The following is a 25608-nucleotide window of genomic DNA, read 5'->3' on the forward strand; positions in this document are numbered from 1 at the left end:
GCCACCCGCCGCGATCCTCGCCCGCATGAGATCGGTGGGCTCCTCCTCGCCACGCCTCGTCTGGCACGGACCGGACGGTCGCATAGAACTCTCGGGACGCGTCTTCGACAACTGGGTGGCGAAATCGGCGAACCTCCTCGTCGACGAACTCGACGCCGCCAAGGGCACGCGGGTGGCGCTCGACCTGCCCGTCCACTGGAAGACGCTGGCTCTCGCCTTCGCGTGCTGGCAGGTGGGCGCCGTCCTCGTGCCGGACGGCGGGGCCGGCGAACCGGCGGACATCGTCTTCTCCTCCACCGCGACCGAGAGGATCGATCCCCCGCGCCTGCTCGTGTGTGTGGCTCTCGGGTCCCTCGCGATGCGCTGGGAGGGCACGCTACCTGCCGGGGCCGTGGACTTCGCGGCCGAGGTGCGCTCCCACGGCGATGTCTACGACGGCGCACCCGCAGCGGACGGCAACGCGCTGCTCGTGTCCGCTGCGGGCGCGGCCGGGCGGGCCGACGATCTCGTGGGACTCGTCGCCCCCGCAGCCACGGGTGCGGGAGCGATGCATGCAGCGGCCCCCGGCGAGGAGATGCCGGCGAGCACATCTGCCGCCGGCCCGGAAACGTTCCTGGTGGATCCTGCGGCGGATCTGCCGACGGTCCTCGGCGCGGCGCTCGTGGCCTGGCGGGAGGACGCGTCGCTGCTGATCGTCGGGGAGGGCGTGGCCGTGACGCAGCGCATGATCTCCGGCGAGCGCGTCACTGGCCGGCTGGTTCCCGCCTGACGGGGTCGGCGTCGCCCGCCTGCCCCGGGCGACGTCTCGTGCCGGCCCGCTCCACGACGATGCAGCAGCTCCTGGTCGTGGCTGAACTCGGGCTCGGCGTCGAGCTCCACGTTGAAGACCCAGAAGCGGTAGGCGACGAAGCGGACGAGGGTCGCGAGCACGGTGCCGAAGATGCCGACCAGGAAGATGGTCCTGGTGTTCTCCACGGAGAATCCGTACTTGGCGACCGCGACGCATCCTGCGGCGATCCCCATGCCGATCACATTGATGAAGACGAACATGACCAACTCACGGGCCGCATTCGGCTGACGCCGGCGGCGGAAGGTCCAGTAGCGGTTGGCCACCCAGGCGAAGACGGTCGCGACGCCCGCGGACACGAAGCGGGCCTTGACCTCGCTGCCGCTCATGGGCCCGTGGATGAGGTACCAGTAGAGACCGTTGTCTATGACGAAGGCCACGCCGCCCACGGCACCGAATTTCGCCACTTCGCGCCAGAAAAGGGACGCGAGGCCCCTGACGCGCTCCATGATTCCTGCCACTGCTTACCTCCACGATCGGGTGCCGAACACCGTGCGGGCCGGGTGGCATCCCCGGCGCTTGCAGGACGAACCGCGACGCGGGCCAGAGGAGTGGACCACCCAGGCTGACCCTTGCATGGCGTGTTTCCCTCATTTTACGGCCACGATGCCACCCTCGTAGCTCGAATTCCCTGACCGCTGACCCGGACGGTCCTGGGAATTCGCCCGGAGAGCCCGAGCCGGCGGGCACGACCCGAGCGGCGCAGCGACGCCGGGAAGCGGCCGCCTGCGGTGCCCTGCCGGTGATCTGCCGGTGATCTGCAGCTGACCTGCCGCCGACCTTCGGCTGACCTGGCGGTCGCCTGCCTGCCGCAGGCCGACCCCTCGATGGGGGCGGTCGGGTGTCGCTTCGGTACCCTGTGATGGTGACTTTTCCCGTGATAGGTGTGATCGGCGGAGGCCAGCTGGCCCGCATGATGGCCGGCCCCGCCATCGAACTCGGCTTCGAACTCCGCGTACTCGCGGAGGGCCCCGATGTGTCCGCGGTGGCCGCCGTGGCGCACGCGGAGGTCGGCGACTACCGGGACCGGGCGACGCTGCGCGCGTTCGCCGCCGGGGTGGACGTCGTCACCTTCGACCACGAGCACGTTCCCGGAGGCCTGCTCGAGGAACTCGAGCGGGAGGGAGTAGCCGTCCATCCCTCCCCCGCCGCCCTCCTGCACGCGCAGGACAAGCTGGTCATGCGCCGTGCCGTGGAGGCCCTCGGCCTGCCCAACCCGGCCTGGCGCGCCGTGACCGGGACGGACGATGTCGCGGCCTTCGCGAAGGACACCGGCTGGCCGGTGGTCCTCAAGACACCGCGTGGCGGGTACGACGGCAAGGGTGTCCTGGTGCTGCGTAATCCCGCGGCACTGGCCGACGCGGAGTCCTGGTTCACCGGCGGGGAGCTGCTCGTCGAGGAATTCGTGCCGTTCAGCCGCGAGCTCTCCGTCCTCGTGGCCCGCCGCCCCTCGGGTGAGGCCGCTGCCTGGCCCGTCGTCGAATCCATCCAGGTGGACAGTGTGTGTGACGAGGTCATCGCGCCCGCTCCGGAGCTCGCCCCGGACATCGCGGCCGCGGTCACCAAGGCCGCCCTGAAGCTCGCCGATCAGCTCGGCGTCACCGGGGTCATGGCCGTGGAGCTGTTCGAGGTGCCGGGCTCCGCCGCCGGCTACCTCGTCAACGAACTCGCGATGCGCCCGCACAACTCGGGCCACTGGACCATGGACGGCTCGCTGACCGGCCAGTTCGAGCAGCACCTCCGCGCCGTCCTCGACCTCCCCCTGGGTTCCACCGCTCCGGTGGCGCGGTACGCCGTGATGAAGAACATCCTCGGCGGGGCGAACGCAGATCTCTTCGGCGCCTATCCCGGGGCGCTGTCCTCAGGACCGTCCGCTAAAGTGCACGTCTATGGCAAGGACGTGCGTCCAGGCCGCAAGATCGGGCACGTGAACTCGATCGCCATCGGGGACGAGTCGCTCGAGACCGTCCGTACGAGGGCCACCCGGGTGGCCGTGCTCCTGCGCGACGGCACGGTGCCACCCTCCACCGACCAGGATCGACCGAAGGGGTCGCAGTGACGAATGCGCAGGTGGGCCTCGTGATGGGCTCCGACTCGGACTGGCCGGTGATGGAGGCTGCAGCAGCGGCCCTCGCCGAGTTCGACGTACCGTTCGAGGCCGACGTCGTCTCCGCCCACCGCATGCCCGAGGCCATGATGGAGTACGGCCGCACCGCGCACGAGCGCGGACTGCGCGTCATCATCGCGGGTGCGGGCGGCGCAGCACACCTGCCCGGCATGCTGGCAGCCATCACTCCCCTACCGGTCATCGGCGTCCCCGTGCCGCTTCGCCACCTCGACGGCATGGATTCGCTGCTGTCGATCGTGCAGATGCCGGCGGGCATCCCCGTGGCGACCGTCTCGATCGGTGGTGCCCGGAATGCCGGGCTCCTCGCCGTACGCATGCTGGCCGCCGGCACCGACGAGCAGGCGCGGACCCTGCGGGGCCGGCTCGTCGAGTTCGCGGACGCCCTCCGGGTCACCGCCGAGGGCAAGGGCCAGGCGCTCCGGGAACGCGTCGCCGCAGGTCCTGACGCATGATGAGCGGCACGCGGATCCACGGCAGCGAGGAACGCAGGACCACGGGCCTGATCGATCCGGTGCGGTATCCCGAATCCGCGCCCCCGGCCGTCCGCACCAAGCGCGCCTTCGTCCTCCTCGGTCTGACCCTCGTGCTCCCCGGTTCCGCGCAGGTCGTCGCCGGTGACCGCCGGCTGGGTCGCCGGGCGCTCCGCACCACCTTCGGCTGCTGGGCTCTCGTGCTCCTCGGACTCGTTGCGGCGCTGACCGACCGCACGCTCGTCGTCGGAGTCCTGACGCATCGCTGGTGGTCGCTCCTGCTCATCCTGGCGCTGCTCGGCGCCGCACTCGGCTGGGGCATGCTGTTCCTCAACACGCTGCGCCTCATCCGCATCCCGCTGCTGGACCGCGGTGCGAGGCCGGTCGTCGCGGGCACTCTCGCTCTCCTCATGGTGCTCACCAGCGGGTCCCTCGCCTACGGTGCCTACATCCTGGGCGTGGGCCGGTCCACCGTCGGGTCCATCTTCCAGTCCGGGCCCGCCTTCGATCCCGTGGACGGCCGCTACAACTTCCTGCTCATGGGTGGCGACGCCGGGGAGGATCGCACGGGGCGCCGACCGGACAGCATCTCGGTCATCAGCGTCGACGCGACAACGGGCAGCACGGTCACCTTCAGCATTCCGCGCAACTTCCAGAACGCGCCGTTCTCCGAGGATTCCCCGCTGTGGGAGGTGTATCCGGACGGGTACAACTGCGGGGACCCCTGCATCATCAACAGCCTCTACCCCGAGGTGGCGCAGAACTACGCGGACCTCTACCCCGATTCCGCCGATCCGGGCGCCGAAGCCATGATGGATGCGGCGAGCGGCATACTCGGCATCGAGGTACAGGCCTATCTCCTGGTGGACATGGCGGGCTTCGAACAGCTCGTCAACGCCATGGGCGGCATCAGGATCGACGCGGGCGGCTGGGTTCCCATCACGGCCGGCGAGATCCCGGGAACCGATCCCATCCGCCACTATCCACCGGACGGGTGGATCAAGCCGGGCGTGCAGACGCTCGACGGCTACCATGCCCTGTGGTACGCCCGTTCCCGTGAGTTCGTCACGGACTACCACCGCATTGCGCGGCAGCAGTGCGTGCAGCAGGCGATGATCGCGCAGCTGGACCCCGCAACCGTGCTCACGCGGTTCCAGTCCATCGCCGCCGCCGGCACGCAGATCGTCGAGACGGACATCCCGCAGGACCAACTGGGCAGTTTCGTGGACCTCGGCCTCAAGGCCCAGGGGCAGGAGACCCGCCGCCTGACCATCGGCCCCCCCGACTTCGGCACGCCGGCCGACAACTTCGTGACCTACCCCGACTTCGGCACGCCGGCCGACAACTTCGTGACCTACCCCGACTTCGACGTCATCCACAGCCGCGTCCAGGACATGTTCGCCGACGGGGGCGCCGATCCCTCATCGGCCGGCGTGCTGCCCCTGGAGCGCGCGGGCCTCGTGGTGCACGTGCCGGCGCAGACCACGGACGACGGCATCACGGAGGAGTACCTCCAGGAACTCGCCACCATCGGCGACGACCTGACCCTCGGCGATCTCCTCGCCGACAACGGCGAATGCTCACCGGCATGATCCGGTCCCACCCCCGTACCGACGGCCCGCCGATCGGTACCCTCGCAGTCCCATGAGCTGAAGGGCAGACGCACGATGTACCTCCTCGAGACGATCCTCCGCCCCTATGCCTGGGGTTCGGAGCGGGCCATCGCCGACCTGCTCGGACGCGAGCCCTCGGGTTCGCCCGAGGCCGAGCTGTGGATCGGCGCCCACCCGGACTCCCCTTCGCTGGCCGTCACCGCCGACGGTGCGCGCCGCCCCCTGCACGACCTCATCGCGGGCGATCCGGACGGGTTCCTCGGCGAGGAGATCGCCACGCGCTACGACGGCCGGCTCCCCTTCCTGCTGAAGGTGCTCGCCGCGGGGTCCGCGCTCTCGCTCCAGGTGCACCCGAGCCTCGACCAGGCCGGGGCCGGATTCGACGCCGAGGAGCGCGCAGGCGTGCCGCGTGACGCCCCGCACCGCAACTACCGGGACCGCAACCACAAACCCGAGATGATCTACGCGATGTCGCCGTTCCAGGCCCTGTGCGGCTTCCGCCCACCCGCCGAGGCGCAGCGGACGTTCGCCGTCCTCGCGTCCGGGGCAGAACCGGGCACACCGTCCCACCAGCTCCTCGACGCGGTGTCGGCCGTCCTCGCGGGTGGGCAGCAGGACCTCCTGCGGTCGGCCTTCACGGTGCTGCTCGAGGCGTCACCCGCGGCCGTCAGCGAGATCGAGAGGATCGCCGCGGGCCTCTCCGGCGGCACGACCCTCGCCGGCGAGGGCGCTCCCGCCCCCGGCCGGCACGACGACGCCCTCGAGCGCGACCTGCGGACGGTCATCGAGCTCTCCGGCCAGTATCCGGGGGATCCCGGTGTCCTCGTGGCGCTGCTCCTCAACCGCGTCTCACTGCATCCGGGTGAGGCTCTCTACCTTCCGGCGGGCAACATCCACGCCTACCTGAGCGGTCTCGGCATCGAGGTCATGGCCTCCTCCGACAACGTGCTCCGCGGCGGTCTCACGCCCAAGCACGTGGACACGACGGAGCTGCTCTCCACCGTCGTCTTCGAGCCGATCGCGCCGCCCCCCCTCGTCGCCGAGTACACGCTGCTGGACCAGGAGCTCTACCGACCGCCCTTCGAGGAGTTCCAGCTCCAGCGGATCCTGCTGTCCGACCCGGCTGCCGGCCCCTCCGGGACCCCGGCCGGCCAGGGTGACGGCCGCGCCGCCCTGCCGACCGCGGAGAGCCTCACGCCGGCGCACATCCCCGTGGTGCAGAACGGTCCCGTGGTCGTCCTCGCGGTGAGCGGGCCGATCCTCCTGGACACCCCGAACTCCACCCTGTCGGTCCCGCGCGGCGGCAGCGCCTTCGTGGCGGCATCGGAAGCGCCGCTCGTCGTGCGTCCGGCCGCCGACACCCACGGAGCCACCGACGGTCCGGTCCTAGCCTTCGCCGTCACGGTCGGCGGGGCGACGCCGGGGCTCTAGTGGTCAGCCGCGCCGCACCCGCCGCAGGAGACCCACGCCGCGTGCACCCTGCCGACGGGCGACCTGCATGCCCCGCTTGGCGAGCGGGAGGGCACGGCTGAACACGGGGTAGAACCGCGAGAGCGGCAGGTCCCACGTTCCCGCGAGCTGGTCCTCGTGCTTCGCCCAGCCCATCTTGAACTTCGAGACGCCGTCGTTCAGCAGACCGTTGAAGTCGTACCGGACGACACCGCGACCCTTCATCTCCTGGATCGCGAACCACTTGAGCGCGTAGTTGGCGCGCAGGCGCTCCCCCTCGTCGGTCATGCCGCCGTAGAGCTCGAAGCTCGTCGACGCGCTGGCCGAGAGCCAGAGGAACGCGACGACGTCCGCACCCTGGAACGCGGCGTACACGGGAGAGGCATCACCGAGGTGGTCGAAGATGTCGAGATAGTAGGAATCCTCGTGGATGCCGAACCCGGCGCGGTCCGCCGTCACCCGGTACACGGCGAGGCAGTCGGCGAGCTCGCTGCGCTGCACGCGGCGCACCTCGAGGCCTTCCCGGCCCGACTTCCTGATGTACTGGCGGTGCTTCTTGGACATGTCGGCGAGCAGGTCGTCCTCCGACCGCGACAGATCCAGGATGAGCGTCCGACCGATGAGGATGGTGTTGTCGCTCTGCCTCCAGCCGGCAGCCGCCAGCGAGCGGACGACGTCCGAGCCCGCGTCCCAGTCCGGCTCGATGGACAGGGCGACGGAGCGGTGCGCCGCCCGCACGTATCCGGCGAGAGCCCCGAGGACCTCGACGCCGCGCCCTTCCGCCGTCACGGGCCCGCGCGGCACGTAGGCCAGGCTGCGCAGCGGAACCGGCAGCTTCTTCAGCACCAGTTGCGCGGCAGCGATCACCACGCCGTCCTCCGCGATCAGCACCCGGTCGGCGCTCCAGCCGTGGTCGGCCTTTGTCCGGCCCCAGCCCCACAGCTGCTGGGGGTGGCCCCCGAGGCGGTCGACGGTGGCGTCCCACAGGTCGCGGTCGGAACAGGGCGTCACGGAAAGGCTCATCCGATCAGCCTATAGCGGAGCGCAGCCGCAACCGTCCCGGCGCGGGCCGCGCCCTAGTCCCGCACGCGGGCGTACGTCTCCCACTTGTGGGCCTGGTGCTCGCCGTCGACCGTGCGGATGGTGCCGGACTTGGAGCGCATGACCATCGACTGGGTGAGGACCTTGTCCTTGCTGTAGCGCACGCCGCGCAGGAGGTCGCCGTCGGTGATGCCGGTGGCGGCGAAGTAGCAGTTATCGCTCGTGACGAGGTCGTTGGTGGAGAGCACGCGATCCAGGTCGTGGCCGGCGTCGAGGGCCTTCTGCTTCTCGTCGTCGCTCGTGGGCCAGAGCCTGCCCTGGATGACGCCGCCGAGGGACTTGATGGCGCATGCTGCCACGATGCCCTCGGGCGTGCCGCCGATACCCATGAGGGCGTCGACGTCGGTCCCCTCGCGCGCCGCGGCGATGGCACCCGCCACGTCGCCGTCCATGATGAACTTCGTGCGCGCACCGGCGGCCCTGATCTCCTCGACGAGGGGCTTGTGCCGATCGCGGTCCAGGATCATGACGTTGAGCTGGCTGACCTTCTTGTTGCTCGCCTTCGCTATGAGGTGCAGGTTCTGCTTGACGGGCAGGCGCAGGTCCACCATGTCGGCGGCCTCGGGACCGGTGACGAGCTTCTCCATGTAGAACACGGCGGAGGGGTCGAACATGGAGCCGCGCTCGGCGACCGCGAGGACCGCGAGTGCGTTGTTGATACCCAGGGCGGTCAGGCGGGTGCCGTCGATCGGGTCGACGGCGACGTCGCACTCGGGTCCGCTGCCGTCACCGACCCGCTCGCCGTTGAAGAGCATGGGAGCTTCGTCCTTCTCGCCCTCGCCGATGACCACGATCCCGTTGAAGTGCACGGTCTGCAGGAGCGAACGCATGGCATCCACCGCAGCGCCGTCCGCGAGGTTCTTGTCCCCGAACCCCACCCAGTGCCCGCCGGCGATGGCGGCGGCCTCGGTCACGCGGACGAGTTCCAGGGCGAGGTTGCGGTCCGGTTCGTCGTCCCCGACGGCCAGGGCCGGTGACAGCGTCGAATACTGGGCATTGGTCGCGTTCTTGGACACGTCTATCCTCATCGTCGAAGGTGGCTCGGCAGCGCGCGGGCGTGCCTGTTCCGTCCTGTCATCATAGGCGGAGGGTGTCCTCCCGGCCGTGGATGTGTCAGCGCCCCGGCGCCCCGGCACTCCCGCCGGTTAGGCAGGGCGCCGCGCATCAGCGAAAATGGAGGGGTGAGCACTCAGGGCGAAGAACGGGATCCCCGCGCGACCGCGGACGGCCCGCAGGCAGGGCACGACGCCGGCAGCGGCACGCGGCAGGCGGACGAGGACGCGCGCCTCGAGGCCGAACTGAACGACGACGCCCCGCCCATCACCCTCACGCCCAACCAGGCCAAACGCGCGAGTTCGTCCGCGCGGGGCATGCTCATCGCCACGGGCGCCACCCTCGCCGTCGTCCTGCCCGTCTACTTCCTCAACCCGACCCACACCGCCGAGACCTACCAGCGGGACATCGACGTGCCGACGGTGGCCCGGCAGGCCGCCGGGGACGCCGGCTACCTTCCGGCCTCACCCGAACTGCCCGAGGGCTGGTCCTCCAACTATGCGCGCTGGGTCACCGGCAGGAGCGACGACGTGGACTTCTGGGAGGTCGGCTTCCTCACGGCGGACACCGGCTTCATCCAGCTCACGCAGACCGACGACGCCAATCCCACCTGGACCGCCCAGCGCATCGGGGATGCACAGGTCTCCGGCAGCCGGACCATCGGGGGCATCGACTGGGACCTGCTCGACGCCGCCAACGGGGACACAGTGCTGAGCTCCGAGATCGACGGTTCGACCGTCATCCTGAACGGTGGGGCGTCCCTGGCCGAGTTCGACACCATGGGCGAAGCGGTGATCGAGGACGTCCGGCAGAACGCCGTCGAGGAGGCCGAGCGGCTGTCATCTTCGGACACGGACGGGGCCTGAGCAGGCCGCGGACGACGGCGGACAGTACAGTGGGCGCGTGACCCAGCAACTGACTCCTGCCGCCGCATGGTCCCGCCTCCAGCAGGGCAACGACCGCTTCGTCGCCTCGGACGTGTCCCATCCCAACCAGGATGCCTCCCGTCGCACGGCCCTCGTGAACAACCAGAACCCCTTCGCCGTGATCTTCGGCTGCTCCGACTCCCGGCTGGCCGCCGAGATCATCTTCGACCTCGGCCTCGGCGACGTCTTCGTGGTGCGGACGGCCGGACAGGTCATCGACGACGCCGTCCTCGGCTCGCTCGAGTACAGCGTCAGCGTGCTCGGCGTCCCCCTCATCGTGGTGCTCGGCCACGACAGCTGCGGCGCCGTGACGGCCACGATGAACGCCATCGACACGGGCGACATGCCCATCGGGTTCCTCCGCGACCTCGTGGAGCGCATCACGCCGTCGGTCCTCACCGCGCGCCGCGCCGGGGTCACCGACGTCAACACCACGGTCATCGAGCACACCCGCCAGACCTCCCGGCGGCTCGTGGACAGTTCGCGCGTCATCGCGGACGCCGTGGAGCGCGGGGAGGTCGCCGTCATCGGCGTGTCCTACCGCCTCGACGAGGGCAAGGCCGTGCTCGTCTCGGGATTTGGCGCACTGTAGCGCGAACGGCGAGAATTGCGGCATGACTCCCACGCCTGCAGCCAGCCCTGATCCCAGCTCCCCGACCGGCGCGACGCCGGGCACGGAGCCCGCACGGGACGCCGAGTACCGCATCGAGCACGACACCATGGGCGAGGTCCGCGTGCCGGCGAAGGCCCTGTACCGGGCCCAGACGCAGCGCGCCGTCGAGAACTTCCCGATCTCCGGCACCACCCTCGAGCGCGCGCACATCGAGGCGCTGGCCAGGATCAAGAAGGCCGCGGCCACGGCCAACGCAGAGCTCGGCGTCCTCGACGAGGAGCGCGCGCGGGCCATCGAGGCGGCGGCAGAGGACGTCGCCTCCGGCCTGTACGACGGCGACTTCCCGGTGGACATCTACCAGACCGGCTCCGGGACGTCGTCGAACATGAACGCCAACGAGGTCATCGCGACCCTTGCGAGCCGGGCGCTCGAGGCGGCGGGCAGCTCGACGTCGGTGCACCCCAACGATCACGTGAACGCCTCGCAGTCCTCCAACGACGTCTTCCCGACCTCCGTCCACGTCGCGGCGACATCGGCACTCGTCAAGGACCTCGTCCCGGCTCTGACCCACCTCGCCGAGTCCCTCGAACGCAAGGCCACGGAGTTCAGCACCGTGGTGAAGTCCGGCCGCACCCACCTCATGGACGCCACCCCCGTGACCCTCGGCCAGGAGTTCGGTGGCTACGCCGCCCAGGTGCGCTACGGCATCGAGCGCATCCACGCATCGCTGGCGCGCGTCGCGGAGGTGCCGCTCGGCGGGACGGCCGTCGGCACCGGCATCAACACGCCGGCCGGCTTCTCCGCCCGCGTGATCGAACTGCTCGCCGAGGACACCGGGCTTCCGCTGACCGAGGCACGGGACCACTTCGAGGCGCAGGCGAACCGCGATGCGCTCGTGGAGATCTCGGGCATGCTGAGGACGATCGCCGTCTCGCTCACCAAGATCCACAACGACCTCCGCTGGCTCGGGTCCGGTCCGAACACCGGCCTGGGCGAGATCTCCCTCCCCGATCTGCAGCCCGGCTCGTCGATCATGCCGGGCAAGGTCAATCCCGTCATCGCCGAAGCCGTCATCATGGTCTGCGCGCAGGTCGTGGGCAATGACGCCACCGTCGCCTGGTCCGGGACCAACGGCGCCTTCGAGCTCAACGTCGGCATCCCGGTGATCGCCCGCAACGTCCTCGAGTCGATCCGGCTGCTCAGCACGTCGACGCGCGTGTCCGCCGACCGCATGATCGATGGCATCACCGCGAATGTCGAGCGCGCCCGCTTCCTCGCCGAGGCGTCGCCCTCGATCGTGACACCGCTGAACAAGTACATCGGCTACGAGAACGCCGCGAAGATCGCCAAGAAGGCCGTGGCCGAGGGCCTGACGGTGCGCGAGGCCGTCGTCGCCCTCGGCTTCGTGGAGCGCGGCGAGCTCACGGAGGAGCAGCTGGACTCCGCCCTCGACGTGCTGTCGATGACGCGGCCGCCGCAGGGCTGACCGGGAGGTTCTTCCGGCCCCCGGGAAAGGGCGCACCGCTGGTCGGTGCGCCCTTTCTGTTCCTCGGACCTAAATTGCACTTTACTCTGGCGAGTGCAATTATGTACTTCGTGATGGAGAGTGCAAATACCGAGGATCTCGGTCTGCGGGAGCGCAAGCGCCGCCAGACCCGATCCTCGATCGTGTCGACCGCCCGACGCCTGACCCTCGCACACGGACTGAGCGGCTTCACGGTCGAACAGGTGTGCGACGACGTCGGGATCTCCCGCCGGACGTTCTTCAACTACTTCCCCGCCAAGGAGGACGCCGTGCTCGGGTCCTCCGACGAGGACCTGCCCCAGGAGGTTCTCGACGCCTTCGTCGAGTCCGGCTCGGCGTCCCCGCCCCGGCCCCTGCTCGACGCACTCGCCGATCTCTTCGCCGAGTTCGGCAGCAGGATGGCGATGTCGCGCGACGAGTACGAGGCGATGTCCGCCGTCCTCCACCGCGAGCCCCAGCTCCTCGCGAAGATGTTCGCCCGCGCGGAGTCCAAGTCGCAGCTCCTCACCGGCCTGATCCGCGAGCGGGAGGCGCTGCCCGCCGGTCATCCGGCCCCGCGGGTGGCCACCATCGTGCTGGGTGGCCTGGCCCGCAGGTCCCTCGACGAGTTCTTCGAGGACGGCAACGAGCTGTCCTACCCGCAGGTCATCCGCAGGAACATCGACGCGCTGCGGTACCTCTTCTCCCCGGACAGCCCGCCGACCGACAGGCGGACCGCCGGACCCCCCACCTCCTCCCCCGCCACATTCCCCGACACCCTCCCCGACTCTCAGAACCAGGACACCCCATGAGTACGACGACGGTGCCGGACGGCCCGCTCCTCCTGACGCAGAAACGCATCTGGATCATCTTCTCGGCACTCATCGCCGGGATGCTGCTCTCGAGCCTCGACCAGACGATCGTCTCCACCGCGATGCCCACCATCGTGGGGCAGCTCGGCGGGGTGGAGCACCAGGTGTGGATCACCACGGCCTACCTGCTCGCCACGACGATCGTGATGCCCATCTACGGGAAGTTCGGTGACGTCCTCGGCCGCCGGAACCTCTTCCTCTTCGCCATCGCCCTGTTCACGATCGCCTCCATCGGGTGCGCCTTCGCCACCGATTTCTGGGTGTTCGTCGTCTTCCGTGCCATCCAGGGCCTCGGCGGCGGCGGGCTCATGATCCTCTCGCAGGCCATCATCGCCGACATCGTCCCCGCCAACGAGCGCGGGAAGTACATGGGCCCGCTCGGCGGCATCTTCGGCCTGAGCGCCGTCGCCGGTCCGCTGCTCGGCGGCTACTTCGTGGACCACCTGACCTGGAACTGGGCGTTCTACATCAACATCCCCGTCGGGATCGCCGCGTTCGCCATCGCCTGGTTCACGCTGCGCCTCCCCTCGAAGAAGGCCACGAAGCGCATCGACCTCCCCGGCGTCGTCCTGCTGTCCCTGGCGACCACGTGCCTCATCTTCTTCACCGACTTCGGCGGGGACGCCGCCGAGGGCTGGACCTCCCCGCTGACGTGGGCCTTCGGCATCGGCATGGTCCTCGCCGCGGTCGCCTTCGTCATGGCGGAGCGCCGGGCAGAGGACCCGATCATCCCGCTCGGGCTCTTCCGCAACCGGACCTTCGTGACGAGCACCGGGATCGGCCTCACGCTGGGTCTCGGCATGTTCGCCGCCCTCGCCTTCATGCCCACCTTCCTGCAGATGGCATCCGGCACCTCGGCCGCCGTCTCGGGGCTGCTCCTCGTTCCGATGATCGTGGGGCTCATGGGTACGTCCATCTATTCGGGTCTCGCGATCTCACGCTCGGGCAGGTACCGCAAGTACCCGATCATCGGCGTCTCCCTGACGCTCGCCACGCTCGTCTGGATGTCGACGCTCACCGCGACCACGCCCATCTGGATCATCTGCACCATGCTGTTCTTCTTCGGTGCAGGGCTCGGCCTCATCATGCAGGTGATCGTCCTCGTGGTGCAGAACTCGGTGGCCCCGACCATGGTGGGTGTCGCGACCAGTACCAACAACTACTTCCGGGAGGTCGGCGCCTCGCTCGGGGTCGCCGTCTTCGGTGCGATCTTCACGAGCCGGCTCTCCGAGCGACTGAACAGCACGTTCTCCACCTTCGGAGCGAGCCCGGAGGCCGCCGGCGAGGCGACCTCGACCCTCGATCCCGCGACGCTGAACGCCCTCCCGGACCAGGTCCGCGACGCCGTGGTGAGCGACTACGCCGATTCCCTGGCCCCGGTGTTCCTCTACCTCGCGCCGTTCCTCGTGATCGCCCTCGTCCTCGCCCTCCTGCTGCGCGAGGTCCCGCTCTCGGCTACCTCCGGCATGGTCGCTCGCGGCGAGGCCATCGGCGGCGAGGAGGCGGTGCGTCTCGAGCGCGAGCGGGCGTCCGGGAGGGTGTCCGGTGGGACGCCGGGGGCCGGTTCGGTCGACGGCGCCGGGAGCGCTGCGCCGGACGACGGACCTGCCGCCGCCCGCGCGGGCGGAACTGCACGCTCCAACGCCTGATCCGGTCCAGCCCCTGCGCTGGCCCGGCCCGAAGGCCGGCACTCGACGGAGTGCCGGCCTTCGTCGCGTCGGCCGCCGCTCAGGACACGAACCGGGTGACGCCGTCGAAGGTCCCGGCTCCCTGCACGAGGGCGAGGTGGCGCGCGTTCAGCTCCGGCAGGTCGTCGACGGGGAACCACCGCACGTCGAGCGACTCGTCGTCGTTCACGCGGGCGGTCCCGCTGACCCAGCGGCACCGGAAATCAAGATTCAGGAACGTGCACACGTCGCCGTTCGGGAAGGTGACGGGACCCACGACGCCGGTCGCCAGCAGGTCCTCGACCTCGACGACGACGCCGGTCTCCTCCTCGATCTCGCGGCGCAGGGCGACGGCGGGTTCCTCACCCGGCTCCACCATCCCGGTGATGATCGTCCAGGCCCCGGTATCGGCCCGCTGCCCGAGGAGCACGCGGCCCTCGCCGTCGAACACCACGCCTCCCACACCCGGCAGCCACAGCGGGTCATGACCGATCTTGCGGCGGAGGGCGAGGACGAAGTCTGGTGTGGGCACGCTTGTCAGGGTACCGCGAGGGCGAGCGCCGCACCGGCGATGAGGAACGGGCCGAACGCGAAGGACGAGCGCAGTGTCGCCCTGCCCGCCGCGACCAGGACGACACTCCAGACGCCGCCGAGGACGAGGGCGAGGAACGGACCCCACCACACCTGCGCCCAGCCCGCGAAGCCGAGGTAGAGGCCCAGCAACCCGGCCAGCTTGACGTCGCCGAAGCCCAGTCCCTGCCGGTACAGCAGGTGCAGCGCTGCGAACGCGAGCCAGAGCACCGCTCCGCCCGCGAGCATGCCGAGAACCCGGTCCCAGTCGCCGGCACCTGCTCCGGCGGTGCCGAGGACGACGAGGGCTGCGGGATAGGACGGCAGGACGATGCGGTCCGGCAGGCGGTGCGACCGCCAGTCGATGACGCTCAGTCTGGCGCCGACGATCAGGAAGCCCGCCAGGGCCAGCGCGAGCAACCCGAACGGGACGGGCTGCTCCCCCAGGTATCCGACGAGTACGGCGATCACGCCTCCACGCTACGGGACCGCCGCCGCCGTCGCCCCGGGGCCCACGCGCCTGTGGACGGCGCCGTCGGGCAGGCGACCACGCCGTCCTGCCTGCGCCCCTAGAGCTCCGCGCTTTCGAGGAGATCGGTCACGAGCGCCGCGATCGGCGAGCGCTCGGACCGCGTCAGCGTGACGTGCCCGAACAGCGGGTGTCCCTTGAGCGTCTCCACGACCGCCGCGATGCCGTCGTACCGTCCCACGCGCAGGTTGTCCCGCTGCGCCACATCGTGCGTCAGGACGATCCTGGACTTCTGCCCGATGCGGCTCATCACGGTGAGCAGCACGTTCTTCTCGAGTGATTGTGCCTCGTCGACGATCACGAAGGAGTCGTGGAGGCTCCGGCCCCGGATGTGCGTGAGGGGCAGCACCTCGAGCATCCCGCGATCCATGACCTCCTCGACGACCTCCTGTGACACGAGCGCCCCGAGCGTGTCGAAGACGGCCTCGGCCCACGGGTTCATCTTCTCGTTCTCGCTCCCGGGGAGGTAGCCGAGCTCCTGCCCGCCGACGGCGTAGAGCGGGCGGAAGACCACCACCTTGCGGTGCTCCCTGCGCTCGAGGACCGCCTCCAGCCCGGCGCACAGTGCCAGCGCCGACTTCCCCGTTCCCGCCCGACCACCGAGGGACACGATCCCCACCTCGGGGTCCATCAGCAGATCGATCGCGAGCCGCTGCTCGGCGGAGCGGCCGTGCAGGCCGAACACATCGCGGTCGCCCCGGACCAGCCGGATTTGCTTGTCGGCGCCGACACGGCCCAGGGCCGATCCGCGCGGCGAGAGCATGATCACGCCGGTGTTCACGGGTTGCTCGGCGCCGGCCGGGGTGAAGACGGCTTCGTGGCCGTACAGCGCGTCGATCTCCTCGACCGTCGCGTCGAGTTCGGCCACCCCGGTCCACCCCGAGTCCTTCACGAACTCGTTGCGGTACTCGTCGGCCCGCAGACCCATCGCCGAGGCCTTGACGCGCAGGGGGAGGTCCTTGGAGACCACGGTGACGTCGCGCCCCTCGACGGCGAGGTTCTTCGCCACGGCCAGGATACGGGAGTCGTTGTCCCCGCTCCTGAAGCCCACCGGCAGCACCTCGGTGGAGACGTGGTTCAACTCGACGCGCAGCGTTCCGCCGTCGTCGCCCAGCGGGACCGCGGTGTCGAGACCGCCGTTCTCCACCCGCAGATCGTCGAGCAGCCTCAAGGCCTTCCGCGCGAAGTACCCCAGCTCGGGGTCATGCCGCTTGCCCTCGAGCTCCGTGATGACCACGACGGGCAGGATCACCTCGTGCTCGGCGAAGCGCAGGATGGCCCGGGGGTCCGACAGCAGGACCGACGTGTCGACGACATAGCTGCGACGACCGGACGCCGAGGGGCCGGGGGTGTCAGCCGTTCCGTCGTGCGCGGGTGCGCCGGAGATGCGACCGGTGTCCTGCCGGGAAGTGTTCGTTGGTGCCACGTGAACTCCGCTCCGGGGTGCGCACACCCCGACGTCGTAGGGGTGGGGTGGGGCGATCCGGCCTGGAGGCCGGGCGCGGCCTCCCCGACTCGTACGGGATGCCTCGCAGCACCGTCGGCGTCATCAGCGGCCTTCCATCGGCGGGTCTGGAGCCCGTCGATGGCTCGACCCTACGCCGTTGCACGTCGTGACGCAGGTCTCGTTCCGCGTGTCGGATGTGAAGGGCTGATGAACTCTCAGGCGCCGAAGCGTCGCTGCCGGCGGCCGAAGTCCCGCAACGCCCGCAGGAAGTCGACGCGGCGGAAATCGGGCCAGAGCGCCTCGCAGAAGTAGAACTCGCTGTAGGCGCTCTGCCACATGAGGAAACCGGACAGCCGCTGCTCACCGGACGTCCGGATCACCAGGTCGGGGTCCTGCTGGCCGCGGGTGTAGAGGAACGAGGAGATGTGCTGGTCGGTGAGCTGTTCCGCGAGCGTCTCGAGCGATGTCCCCCGGGACGCGGCGTCCCTCATGAGCTCCTTGACGGCGTCGACGATCTCGCGCCGGCCCCCGTAGCCCACTGCGACGTTCACATGGAGGCCGTCGATCCGGGCCGTGGAGCCGGCCAGGCTGACGAGCTTCGCACTGAGGTCCTCGGGGAGGAGATCCAGCGCGCCGACGGGCTGAACCCGCACCCGGTTGCTCTCGCCCAACCGATCGAGGGTGTTGGCGATGATGTCGAGGAGTTGGTCGATCTCCTCCTGCGGACGGCCCATGTTGTCCGTCGACAGCATGTACAGCGTCACGACCTGCACGCCGAGTTCCTCGCACCAGCCGAGGAACTCGTGGATCTTGTCCGCGCCCGCCTGGTGTCCGTGGCTGGTGGGCGCTCCGGCGAGCTTGGCCCACCGCCGGTTGCCGTCGACCATCACGCCGATGTGATGGGGGATCCGCTCAGGGGCGAGATTGCGCTGCAGCCTGCGCTCGTAGAAGCTGTAGCCGACCTCGGGGAACGTCCATGCCACGCGCGACTGCCCTCCCCTGCTCCGGCTCCGGCCAGGCCGGAGCATGCTCCCGGCGGGACGCTGCACCCGCTCTCCTGTCCTACCGTACCGGCAGGAGCCTGGCAACGCCGCTGCCATCCCGGGGCGGGCCGGACGCGGCTCGCTCATGGGTGCCGGTCGTGTCCCGGGGGACGACGTCGGGGACGGGTTAGCCGCCGGTAGCGCTGCGTGTCCGTGCGCTAGAATCCCGGCATGACCCCGCGCTCCACGGCCCCTGTCCCAGGCCGTCCGGATTCCGACGCCGGCCGCGACACGACACTCGAGAACGCCGTCCATTCCGTGGCGGGACCGCTCGCCGACGCCATGGCCGCCAAACCGCTGTGGCGGGGATGGATCCACGCTGCGGCGACGCCGCTGGCCGTCGCGGCGGGGATCGTACTCGTAGCACTCGCCCCGACCGCAGGACTCCGCATCGCGTCCGCCGTCTATGCGCTGACCGGCATCCTGCTCTTCGGGATCAGCGCGGTCTATCATCGCGGGAATTGGAGCGAGGGCGTCCGGGTGGTCCTCAAGCGGCTCGATCACACCAACATCATGCTCGTGATCGCAGGCTCCTACACGCCGCTCGCGTGGGCCCTCCTGGAACGTGGGAAGGCCGAGACGCTGCTGTGGATCATCTGGGGTGGCGCCATCGCGGGGGTGCTCTTCCGTAATTTGTGGGTCAACGCCCCACGCTGGCTCTACGTGCCCGTCTATGTGGCCCTGGGCCTCGGTTCGGTGTTCTACATGCCGGACTTCTTCGCGGCCGATCCGGCGGCCGGCGTCCTCATCTGCGTGGGAGGAGCCCTCTACATCGCGGGTGCCGTGTTCTACGGGATCAAACGCCCCAACTTCTCGCTGCGCGTGTTCGGGTTCCACGAACTGTTCCACGCCTTCACCGTGGCCGCCTTCGCCGCACACTTCGTCGCGATCATGCTGGCCGTCCTCGACCCGGTTCAGCGCTGACGGGTCAGCGGTTGTCCGGGCCGTGCTTCCCGCCGGGCGTCGGCCGATCACGATGCGCCGCGTCGCCGCCCACCCGGTCCGTCCCGCCCCCGGGATCGCTCTCCGCCGCCGATCCGCCCCCGATGTGCTCCTCGCGTGCCGCACGGGCCTGCTCCACCTCGGCCGCATAGCGGACACGCCGGACGCGCTTCACCATGTCCCGGATGAGGAAGATCACGATCACGACGATGAAGAGGGTCGCGAGGAAACCCAGTGTCCCCGGTGTCACCGACGCCGGGTCCAGATCCGGGCGGAGCGTCGGGTCCCCCGAGGGCGTGACGGCCGCGGGGAGGCTGAGGGCAAGGAGCACGGGGCACCACTTTCTGGGCTCTGTGTGGAGGCGGGAAGCCGCCACAGCCCTCCGATTCTACGCGGCATAGAAATGCCGCGTCACGAGGAGGTCAGCGGGTCGCGGTGATCCCGGCGAAGAAGTCGTCCTCGGGTACGTTCGACTCGACGCGGGAGGAGATGAGCGAGTAGTCCTCCCACGGCCAGACCTTCTGCTGCATCTCCACGGACACGGCGAAGAAGAATCCCTCCGGATCCACCTGTGTCCGGTGGGCCAGGAGTGCCCTCTCTCGCTGGCCGAAGTAGTCGCCGCAATCGATCTGCGTGGTGGTCGCATGCGCCGGCGCGGGAGGCTGGTGGCCTTCCGCGTCGGATTCCAGCCACTGGGCGAGCCGTTCGGCGTACGGGGACTGCAGGCCGGCCTCCTCGAGCGCGAAGTGCAGCGCGCGGAAGCGCTCGGGGTTGAAGGCGCGGTCGTAGTAGAGCTTCGCGACGCTCCACGCCTCTCCGGTGCCGGGGTAGCGGCCGGGATCGGCGGCGGCCTCGAAGGCCTCGACGGCGACGCGGTGGGCCATGATGTGGTCGGGGTGCGGGTAGCCCCCGTTCTCGTCGTAGCTGATGATCACGTGCGGGCGGAACTCGCGCACGAGCTTCACGAGGGGAGCCGACGCCCGCTCGAGGGGCTGCAGGGCGAAGCACCCGAACGGGAGGTCGGGCAGCGGATCTCCCTCCGGCAGCCCCGAGTCGGTGAACCCGAGCCAGCGCTGCTGCACGCCGAGCTCGGCGACGGCGTTCGCCATCTCCACCCTGCGCAGGCCCGGGAGGTCGCGCTTGCCGTGGGAGTTCTCATTCATCGCCGCATTGAGGATGTCGCCGCGCTCCCCGCCCGTGCAGGTGGCCACCATGACCTCGGCGCCCGCTGCGACGTAGCTCGCCATCATGGCCGCACCCTTGCTGGATTCGTCGTCGGGGTGTGCGTGCACGGCGAGGAGGCGGAAACCCTCGCGGGACGTGCGGGCTGGGTCATGGGTTGGCAACACGTGCTCCTGGCTTTGCGGGGGGCGCCCGGGGTTGCTGGGCGGTAGACATGGGACGCCGCCGATGGGCGGTAAAATGGGAGCGTGAGTTCCTCCTCCACGCCACCACCCAGAGTAGCCAATCGCTACGGCTCCCCCAAGCCGAAGAAGCCCCTGGGTCGCGCGCGGATGCTGGTGATCGCGGCGCTCACCGTCGCTGTCGCGGCCGTCGCCGCCGTGGCCGTCACCTCCGGGAGCCCTCCGGTCTCGTCCAAGGACGTCGGCTTCTCCATCGCCTCCGACGGTCGCACGAGCGTCGACTTCGAGGTGACGAAGGACCGCTCGGCCACGGCCCAGTGTGCCGTGCAGGCACTCAGCGAGAACTACGCGGTGGTGGGCTGGCGCGTCGTGACCATCGGCCCCGCCGACGACGGCGCGAACGCCGGTGGTACGACGGCGCACCGCACGGAGGTGCGGACCGACTCCCCCGCCGTGTCTGGCGGAGTGAACGCCTGCTGGATCGTCGAGGACTGACCCTCCGCCGCCCACGCCCGGTTGGGTAATCCTGCCCTCCCCTTTAGAATGGTCTGATACGTATCGCCCCGCTTCACCGGCGGATCGTCATCCGGTCCATCGAGGCGGGGTGTTTGCTTGTCGGTGGTGATGCCGCCCATCAGGCCGTCGAGCTGACCATGAGCCACACCCCGCGAGGGGCAGGCAGTACCTAAGGAGATACCCGTGTCCACCAACAGCGCATCCGCCGCCTGGCTCACGCAGGAGTCCTACGACCGCCTCAAGAGCGAACTGGAGCACCTGTCAGGACCCGGCCGCACGGAGATCGTCGCCCGTATCGAGCAGGCCCGTTCCGAGGGTGACCTCAAGGAGAACGGGGGCTACCACGCCGCCAAGGAGGAGCAAGGCAAGGCCGAGGCCCGCATCCGCCAGCTGACCCAGCTCCTCAACGACGCCCACGTGGGCGAGGCTCCCGCCGACAACGGCGTCGTCGAGCCCGGCATGATGGTGTCCGCGAAGATCGCCGGCGACGTCGAGAACTTCCTGCTCGGAAGCCGCGAGGTGGCAGGTGACACCGACATCGACGTGTACAGCGAGAAGTCGCCGCTGGGAGCTGCCATCCAGGGCACCAAGGCCGGCGACACCGTCAGCTACACCGCCCCGAACGGCAAGCAGATCACCGTCGAGATCATCTCGGCCACGCCCTACGCGGGCTGACGCACGATCAGAGGTCCCGACCCGATCTCCGGCGGTCCGTCCCCACGGGGGCGGACCGCCTGCGTTTGAGCAGGAAGGCAGCCAGCACGCCGCCGAGCGCCCCGAACAGGTGCGCCTGCCACGAGATGTTCGAGCCCACCGTGGGCAGGACCCCCCACAGGATGGACCCGTAGGCGGCGAAGAGCACGACGGCGAGGAGGATCTGACGCCAGTCGCGGTTGTAGAACCCACGGGTAATCAGGTAGGTGAACAGCCCGAACACCACGCCCGACGCCCCGATGGTGAGCCCCCCGCCGAAGAGCCACGTCCCGACGCCGGACGCCGCCCAGCTGACGCCGAGGGCCACCGCGAAGCGCCGGGCGCCGTCGAGGAAGGCCACGAAGCCGAGCACCAGGAGGGGCAGCGAGTTGCTGACCAGGTGCTCCGCCCCGCTGTGCAGGAGCGGCGCGAAGACCACGCCGTCGAGCCCGTCCACGCGGCGGGGATCGATGCCCAGCGACGCGACCAGAGTGTTGCCGAGCAGCGCGTTCAGGAGGAACACCGCCCACATCAGGGCAACGAGTCCCACGACCGTGATCAGACCGGCCTGGGCCCGGTGCGCAAGGGGACTCATCACGGACGGCCGTCAGCCCTGGATGACCACCGGCTGGAAGCCCTCGGCGCGCAGGTTGCTGAGGACCTGTTCGCAGTGCTCGTCGCCCTTGGTCTCCATGTTGATGGTGATGGCGACATCGCCCATGCTGATCGAGCCGCCCACCCGCGTGTGATCCACGCCGGTCACGTTCGCGTCCGATTCGGCGATGATCCGGGAGATCGTGGCCAGTGAGCCGGGGCGGTCGTCGAGCAGCATCCGCACCACGAGGAAGCGACCCGCCGCCGCGAGTCCGCGCTGGATCACCTTGAGCATCAGCATCGGGTCGATGTTGCCGCCGGAGAGCACCACCACGGTGTTGCCGGGATCGGCGCCGTTCTCCGTCAGCTTGCCGTCCAGCAGCGCCGCGACGCCCACCGCGCCCGCGGGCTCGACGACCATCTTGGAACGCTCGAGGAGGAAGATGAGTGCGCGCGCGAGGGAGTCCTCGCTGACCGTGACGACGTCGTCGACGAGTTCGCGGATGATCGAGAACGGCAGCTGACCCGGCCGTCCGACGGCGATACCGTCCGCGATGGTGGACACCTTGGTCAGCGGTACCAGGGCATCGGCGGCGAGGGACGGCGGGTACGCCGCGGCGTTCTCGGCCTGGACCCCGATGATCCGGATCTCGCGGCCCAGCTCCCTGGCCTTCGCCTTGACCGCCACGGCCACTCCCGCCAGCAGTCCGCCGCCGCCGACTCCCATGAGGATGGTGTCGACGTCCGGCACCTGTTCGAGGATCTCGAGGCCGAGTGTCCCCTGCCCCGCCACGACGTCCACGTTGTCGAACGGATGGACGAAGACCGCCCCGGTACTGTCGGCGTAGCGCTTGGCCTCGGCGAGCGCCTCGTCGACGTTGTGCCCGTGGAGGATGACCTCCGCGCCGTGGCCCCGCGTGGCGGCCAGCTTCGGCAGTGCCACGCCGAGTGGCATGTAGATGCGGGCGGAGATCCCGAGGCGGGCCGCTGCCACGGCGACGCCCTGCGCGTGATTGCCGGCGGAGGCCGCGACGACCCCCCGGGCGCGCTCCGCCTCGCTCAGCTTCGCCATCCGGTTGTACGCGCCCCGCACCTTGAAGGACCCCGCGCGCTGGAGATTCTCGCACTTGAACGACACGGCGGAGCCGGTCAGGCGGCCGAGGGCTCGTGACTGTTCGATCGGCGTGCGCGCGATCACGCCGTCGAGCGTGCGATGCGCGGCCTCGACGTCCGCGAGGGTCACCGGGAGCGCCTGATCGGCGAGGTCGGCGATGTCGGCGACCGACGTCGCCAGGTCTGTGGACGGTGCGGGGGTGGTGGAGGTGGTCGGACGGGTGCCGGGTACTACGGTCTGCTCGGTCACGGGGAGATCTCTTCCTGGAGGGTCGGCGCCGCGGAGGCGGCGTGAGTGTCCGGGGTGCTGGCCGGCGATGGCGGAGCTGCCTGCTCCGCCGTCGCCGGCCCGCTAATGCCCGACCCTCCCCCGCGCGGCCATCCTGCTCGCGCGACGACGGGATCGTACTCCCAGGCGCGCTGCGCGATGTAGCGCACGGACGTGTTGAGCACCGCGAGGATCGGGACGGAGAAGAGAGCCCCGGGGATCCCCGCGAGGAGTGTGCCGCCGGCCACGGCCAGGACGACGGCGAGCGGATGGAGCGCCACGGCTGGGCCCATGATGAGCGGCTGCAGGATGTGTCCCTCGACCTGCTGGACCAGCAGCACGATCGCGAGCATGATCAGGGCGTTCACCCAGCCGTTCGCCACCAGGGCGAGCAGCACCGCGACGGAACCGGTGGCGAGGGCACCCACGATGGGGATGAAGGAACCGAGGAACACGAGGACGCCGAGCGGCAGGGCCAGCGGCACGCCGATGATGAAGGCGCCGAGGCCGATACCGATGGCATCGACCCCCGCGACGAGCATCTGCACGCGGACGTAGCTGGCCATGGACGTCCAGCCACGGCGACCGGCTCCGTCCACGGCCGCCCGCGCCCGCACGGGAGTGAGGCCGACCAGGAAGCGCCAGATCCGGCCACCGTCGAGCAGGAAGAAGATGAGGGCGAACACGGTCAGCAGGGTCCCCGCGGCCACGTGCCCGGCCGTGCTCCCGAAGGAGAGAGCTCCGCTCAGGATCGATGCGCTGTTGTTCTGCGCCGCGTCACCGAGGTCCTGGAGGTACTGGTCGATCTGCGACGTGGTGAGTTGCAGCGGCCCCTGGGCCAGCCAGTCCAGCATCTGCTGGATACCCGCCCGAGCCTGCCCCCAGAGGCTGGTGAAGCCCAGGGCCAGCTGGCTCCCCACGAGCATGAGTGCGCCCGCGACGACGCCGAGGAAGCCGAGGAGCGTCCCGGCGACGGCGAGGCCGTTGGGCATGCCACGTCGGAGGACGTCCTTGATGGGCATGAGCAGGGCGGCCAGCAGACCCGCGATCATGAGGGGGATGACGAGGAGCGACACCGTGCTCAGCAGGTAGACGAGCGCACCACCGACGACGATCACCAGCCCCAGGCGCCAGGACCACGAGGCGGCCACACGCAGGGCGAAGGGGACGTCCCCCCGATCCTGCGGCCGGGGCCTCGCCAGCGGGGCCCGGGGTTGCTCGGGCAGCGGACTCGACAGGGCGGCGGCACTCCTGCTCACGGCACGCTGGAGGGCGCGCCGAGGTTTCGCTCCGGGGAGACGCTGCATGGGCCAATCTTCCCATAGAAGGGTGGGGCGTCTGCTATCCGAGACCCGGGAGTATCCCCCATTCCGCCGAGAACGAGGCACCCGGTTCGAGCCAGCGCAGGCCCTCGCCCGAGTTCAGCGCGTTCGCGGGAGCGGTCATCGGTTCGATGGCGACGGCTTTCTGCACGCCCGGATAGTTCGTGTTCACGTAGACGTGGGCGTAGGAGAAGGAGGAGTCGGCCCAGAGCGTCACCCGACGACCGTCCGGAGCGGACAGGACGTGCTCGTAGCGGCCGCCGACCTCGTGCAGCCCCGTGAAGGCCGTGTCGAACCGGATGTCACCGATCCGTCGGCCGCGGCGCAGGTCGTGCTGGCCGGAGACCGCCACCCTGTCCGTCGGGATGGAGCGGTCGTCGGTCTCGAACATGGCGTCGGCGAGGACCGTCAGGGTGAGGTCCTCCGTGGGCACGTCCGAGATCTTGAGATAGGGATGTGCGCCCAGGGCGAAGGGGGCTGGTTCGGTGGAGGCGTTGACGACCTCCTGCGTCACGGTCAGCTGCTGCTCCGTCAGGTGGTACCGGGCCCGGTGCAGCAGGTGGAAGGGATAGCCGTGCTGCGGGAAGACCTCGGCCTCGAGGACCACGCGGTCGCCTGCCTCCTCGATGGCCCGGTACCCGGTGTTCCTCAGCAGACCGTGGCTCGCGTTCCCGGTGGAGGGTTCCGTGATGTCGAGCTGCTGCTCCTTCCCGTGCAGGAGCCATCGGCCGCCGGCCACCCGATTGGGCCACGGGGCGAGGAGCATTCCGGCGCCGCCCGCGGGGATGTCGCCGTCCCCCCAGGTCTCGGTGAGGCCCACGCCGTCGTGCTCGTAGGAGCGCAGGGCGGCGGCGAGACTCGCGACGACGACCGTCGCGGCGCCTGCCCGGAGCGTGTGGTTGATGCCGCTCGCGGGCCGGCGGGGGGCAGGGGTGCCGGCAGCACCCGGCGTCTCCGATGTCAT

At 70.0% G+C, this 25608-nt stretch carries 25 protein-coding genes and 1 pseudogene; 13 read left to right on the top strand and 13 right to left on the bottom strand.

The window, feature by feature from the left end:
* The first annotated feature begins 25 nt into the window (after positions 1 to 25).
* Positions 26 to 769, top strand: coding sequence for a TIGR03089 family protein (locus tag FJV46_RS15455; RefSeq protein ID WP_370684708.1), 744 nt, complete (start codon positions 26 to 28; stop codon positions 767 to 769).
* Here the strand turns inward: FJV46_RS15455 and FJV46_RS15460 are convergent.
* A pseudogene (locus FJV46_RS15460) lies at positions 760 to 1296 on the bottom strand (GtrA family protein); the annotation flags it as partial. The gene FJV46_RS15455 and the pseudogene FJV46_RS15460 overlap by 10 nt on opposite strands.
* 413 nt (positions 1297 to 1709) lie before the next feature.
* On the opposite strand from FJV46_RS15460, the gene FJV46_RS01260 reads away from it, so the two are divergent.
* The 4 genes from FJV46_RS01260 (at position 1710) to manA (ending at position 6489) form a co-directional block, all read left to right on the top strand.
* Positions 1710 to 2906, top strand: coding sequence for a 5-(carboxyamino)imidazole ribonucleotide synthase (locus FJV46_RS01260; RefSeq protein ID WP_087031033.1), 1197 nt, complete (start codon positions 1710 to 1712; stop codon positions 2904 to 2906).
* Between the two features lie 23 nt (positions 2907 to 2929).
* Positions 2930 to 3427 carry a 5-(carboxyamino)imidazole ribonucleotide mutase gene (purE, locus tag FJV46_RS01265; RefSeq protein WP_087031906.1) on the top strand — a complete coding sequence of 166 codons (498 nt, stop codon included), beginning with the start codon at positions 2930 to 2932 and terminating at the stop codon, positions 3425 to 3427.
* Entirely contained in the window at positions 3427 to 5037 is a 1611-nt protein-coding gene (locus FJV46_RS01270) for an LCP family protein (protein ID WP_087031910.1), read from the top strand. The genes purE and FJV46_RS01270 overlap by 1 nt, the downstream gene beginning before the upstream one ends.
* Before the next feature lie 75 nt (positions 5038 to 5112).
* Positions 5113 to 6489, top strand: coding sequence for a mannose-6-phosphate isomerase, class I (gene manA / locus FJV46_RS01275; protein WP_087031036.1), 1377 nt, complete (start codon positions 5113 to 5115; stop codon positions 6487 to 6489).
* A gap of 3 nt (positions 6490 to 6492) precedes the next feature.
* On the opposite strand, the gene FJV46_RS01280 is transcribed toward manA, so the two are convergent.
* Positions 6493 to 7530: a lipid II:glycine glycyltransferase FemX gene (locus FJV46_RS01280; protein ID WP_087031039.1), complete on the bottom strand. Its 1038-nt coding sequence runs from the start codon at positions 7528 to 7530 to the stop codon at positions 6493 to 6495.
* 53 nt (positions 7531 to 7583) lie between these two features.
* Positions 7584 to 8636: a class II fructose-bisphosphatase gene (glpX, locus tag FJV46_RS01285; protein ID WP_087031042.1), complete on the bottom strand. Its 1053-nt coding sequence runs from the start codon at positions 8634 to 8636 to the stop codon at positions 7584 to 7586.
* Between the two features lie 153 nt (positions 8637 to 8789).
* On the opposite strand from glpX, the gene FJV46_RS01290 reads away from it, so the two are divergent.
* The 5 genes from FJV46_RS01290 to FJV46_RS01310 all read left to right on the top strand — a co-directional run bounded on the left by FJV46_RS01290 (position 8790) and on the right by FJV46_RS01310 (position 14225).
* Positions 8790 to 9527 (top strand): DUF4245 domain-containing protein, encoded by a 738-nt coding sequence (locus tag FJV46_RS01290; RefSeq protein WP_232008598.1) that lies wholly within the window; start codon positions 8790 to 8792, stop codon positions 9525 to 9527.
* 37 nt (positions 9528 to 9564) lie between these two features.
* Complete coding sequence (locus FJV46_RS01295; protein ID WP_087031045.1) at positions 9565 to 10179, top strand: carbonic anhydrase; 615 nt, start codon at positions 9565 to 9567, stop codon at positions 10177 to 10179.
* 22 nt (positions 10180 to 10201) lie between these two features.
* Positions 10202 to 11686 (top strand): class II fumarate hydratase, encoded by a 1485-nt coding sequence (locus tag FJV46_RS01300; protein WP_256940823.1) that lies wholly within the window; start codon positions 10202 to 10204, stop codon positions 11684 to 11686.
* 113 nt (positions 11687 to 11799) lie between these two features.
* Entirely contained in the window at positions 11800 to 12516 is a 717-nt protein-coding gene (locus FJV46_RS01305; RefSeq protein WP_158250156.1) for a TetR/AcrR family transcriptional regulator, read from the top strand.
* Positions 12513 to 14225: an MDR family MFS transporter gene (locus FJV46_RS01310; protein WP_087031051.1), complete on the top strand. Its 1713-nt coding sequence runs from the start codon at positions 12513 to 12515 to the stop codon at positions 14223 to 14225. The genes FJV46_RS01305 and FJV46_RS01310 overlap by 4 nt, the downstream gene beginning before the upstream one ends.
* 79 nt (positions 14226 to 14304) lie before the next feature.
* On the opposite strand, the gene FJV46_RS01315 is transcribed toward FJV46_RS01310, so the two are convergent.
* The 4 genes from FJV46_RS01315 to FJV46_RS01330 all read right to left on the bottom strand — a co-directional run bounded on the left by FJV46_RS01315 (position 14305) and on the right by FJV46_RS01330 (position 17817).
* Positions 14305 to 14775, bottom strand: a complete 471-nt coding sequence (locus FJV46_RS01315; RefSeq protein ID WP_087031054.1) for an NUDIX hydrolase — start codon at positions 14773 to 14775, stop codon at positions 14305 to 14307.
* Positions 14776 to 14780: 5 nt separating this feature from the next.
* Positions 14781 to 15284: a prepilin peptidase gene (locus FJV46_RS01320; RefSeq protein WP_087031058.1), complete on the bottom strand. Its 504-nt coding sequence runs from the start codon at positions 15282 to 15284 to the stop codon at positions 14781 to 14783.
* A gap of 98 nt (positions 15285 to 15382) precedes the next feature.
* Entirely contained in the window at positions 15383 to 16729 is a 1347-nt protein-coding gene (gene phoH2, locus FJV46_RS01325) for an RNA 5'-3' helicase PhoH2 (protein WP_370684709.1), read from the bottom strand.
* Between the two features lie 275 nt (positions 16730 to 17004).
* Complete coding sequence (locus FJV46_RS01330; RefSeq protein WP_087031919.1) at positions 17005 to 17817, bottom strand: isoprenyl transferase; 813 nt, start codon at positions 17815 to 17817, stop codon at positions 17005 to 17007.
* A gap of 297 nt (positions 17818 to 18114) precedes the next feature.
* Here FJV46_RS01330 and trhA point away from each other — a divergent pair, with 297 nt between their 5' ends.
* Complete coding sequence (gene trhA / locus FJV46_RS01335; RefSeq protein ID WP_232008656.1) at positions 18115 to 18756, top strand: PAQR family membrane homeostasis protein TrhA; 642 nt, start codon at positions 18115 to 18117, stop codon at positions 18754 to 18756.
* Positions 18757 to 18760: 4 nt separating this feature from the next.
* Here trhA and FJV46_RS01340 read toward each other — a convergent pair whose 3' ends face one another.
* Together FJV46_RS01340 and mca are read right to left on the bottom strand one after the other, a co-directional pair.
* Complete coding sequence (locus tag FJV46_RS01340) at positions 18761 to 19105, bottom strand: hypothetical protein (RefSeq protein WP_179195230.1); 345 nt, start codon at positions 19103 to 19105, stop codon at positions 18761 to 18763.
* 91 nt (positions 19106 to 19196) lie between these two features.
* On the bottom strand, positions 19197 to 20120 hold the full coding sequence (mca, locus tag FJV46_RS01345) for a mycothiol conjugate amidase Mca (protein ID WP_087031067.1): 924 nt from the start codon (positions 20118 to 20120) through the stop codon (positions 19197 to 19199).
* Between the two features lie 84 nt (positions 20121 to 20204).
* On the opposite strand from mca, the gene FJV46_RS01350 reads away from it, so the two are divergent.
* Both FJV46_RS01350 and greA read left to right on the top strand, forming a co-directional pair.
* Positions 20205 to 20633, top strand: a complete 429-nt coding sequence (locus tag FJV46_RS01350) for a DUF4307 domain-containing protein (protein ID WP_232008595.1) — start codon at positions 20205 to 20207, stop codon at positions 20631 to 20633.
* A 204-nt stretch (positions 20634 to 20837) separates the two neighbouring features.
* Positions 20838 to 21329 (top strand): transcription elongation factor GreA, encoded by a 492-nt coding sequence (gene greA / locus FJV46_RS01355; protein WP_087031071.1) that lies wholly within the window; start codon positions 20838 to 20840, stop codon positions 21327 to 21329.
* Between the two features lie 7 nt (positions 21330 to 21336).
* Here greA and FJV46_RS01360 read toward each other — a convergent pair whose 3' ends face one another.
* The 4 genes from FJV46_RS01360 to FJV46_RS01375 form a co-directional block, all read right to left on the bottom strand.
* On the bottom strand, positions 21337 to 21942 hold the full coding sequence (locus FJV46_RS01360) for a rhomboid family intramembrane serine protease (protein ID WP_087031074.1): 606 nt from the start codon (positions 21940 to 21942) through the stop codon (positions 21337 to 21339).
* 12 nt (positions 21943 to 21954) lie between these two features.
* Positions 21955 to 23214 (bottom strand): threonine ammonia-lyase, encoded by a 1260-nt coding sequence (gene ilvA / locus FJV46_RS01365; RefSeq protein ID WP_087031922.1) that lies wholly within the window; start codon positions 23212 to 23214, stop codon positions 21955 to 21957.
* Between the two features lie 86 nt (positions 23215 to 23300).
* Positions 23301 to 24629 (bottom strand): AI-2E family transporter, encoded by a 1329-nt coding sequence (locus FJV46_RS01370; RefSeq protein ID WP_087031077.1) that lies wholly within the window; start codon positions 24627 to 24629, stop codon positions 23301 to 23303.
* Between the two features lie 34 nt (positions 24630 to 24663).
* Positions 24664 to 25608: an aldose 1-epimerase family protein gene (locus FJV46_RS01375; RefSeq protein WP_087031080.1), complete on the bottom strand. Its 945-nt coding sequence runs from the start codon at positions 25606 to 25608 to the stop codon at positions 24664 to 24666.

Source organism: Arthrobacter agilis, from assembly GCF_006494655.1.
Taxonomy (GTDB): Bacteria; Actinomycetota; Actinomycetes; order Actinomycetales; family Micrococcaceae; genus Arthrobacter_D; species Arthrobacter_D agilis.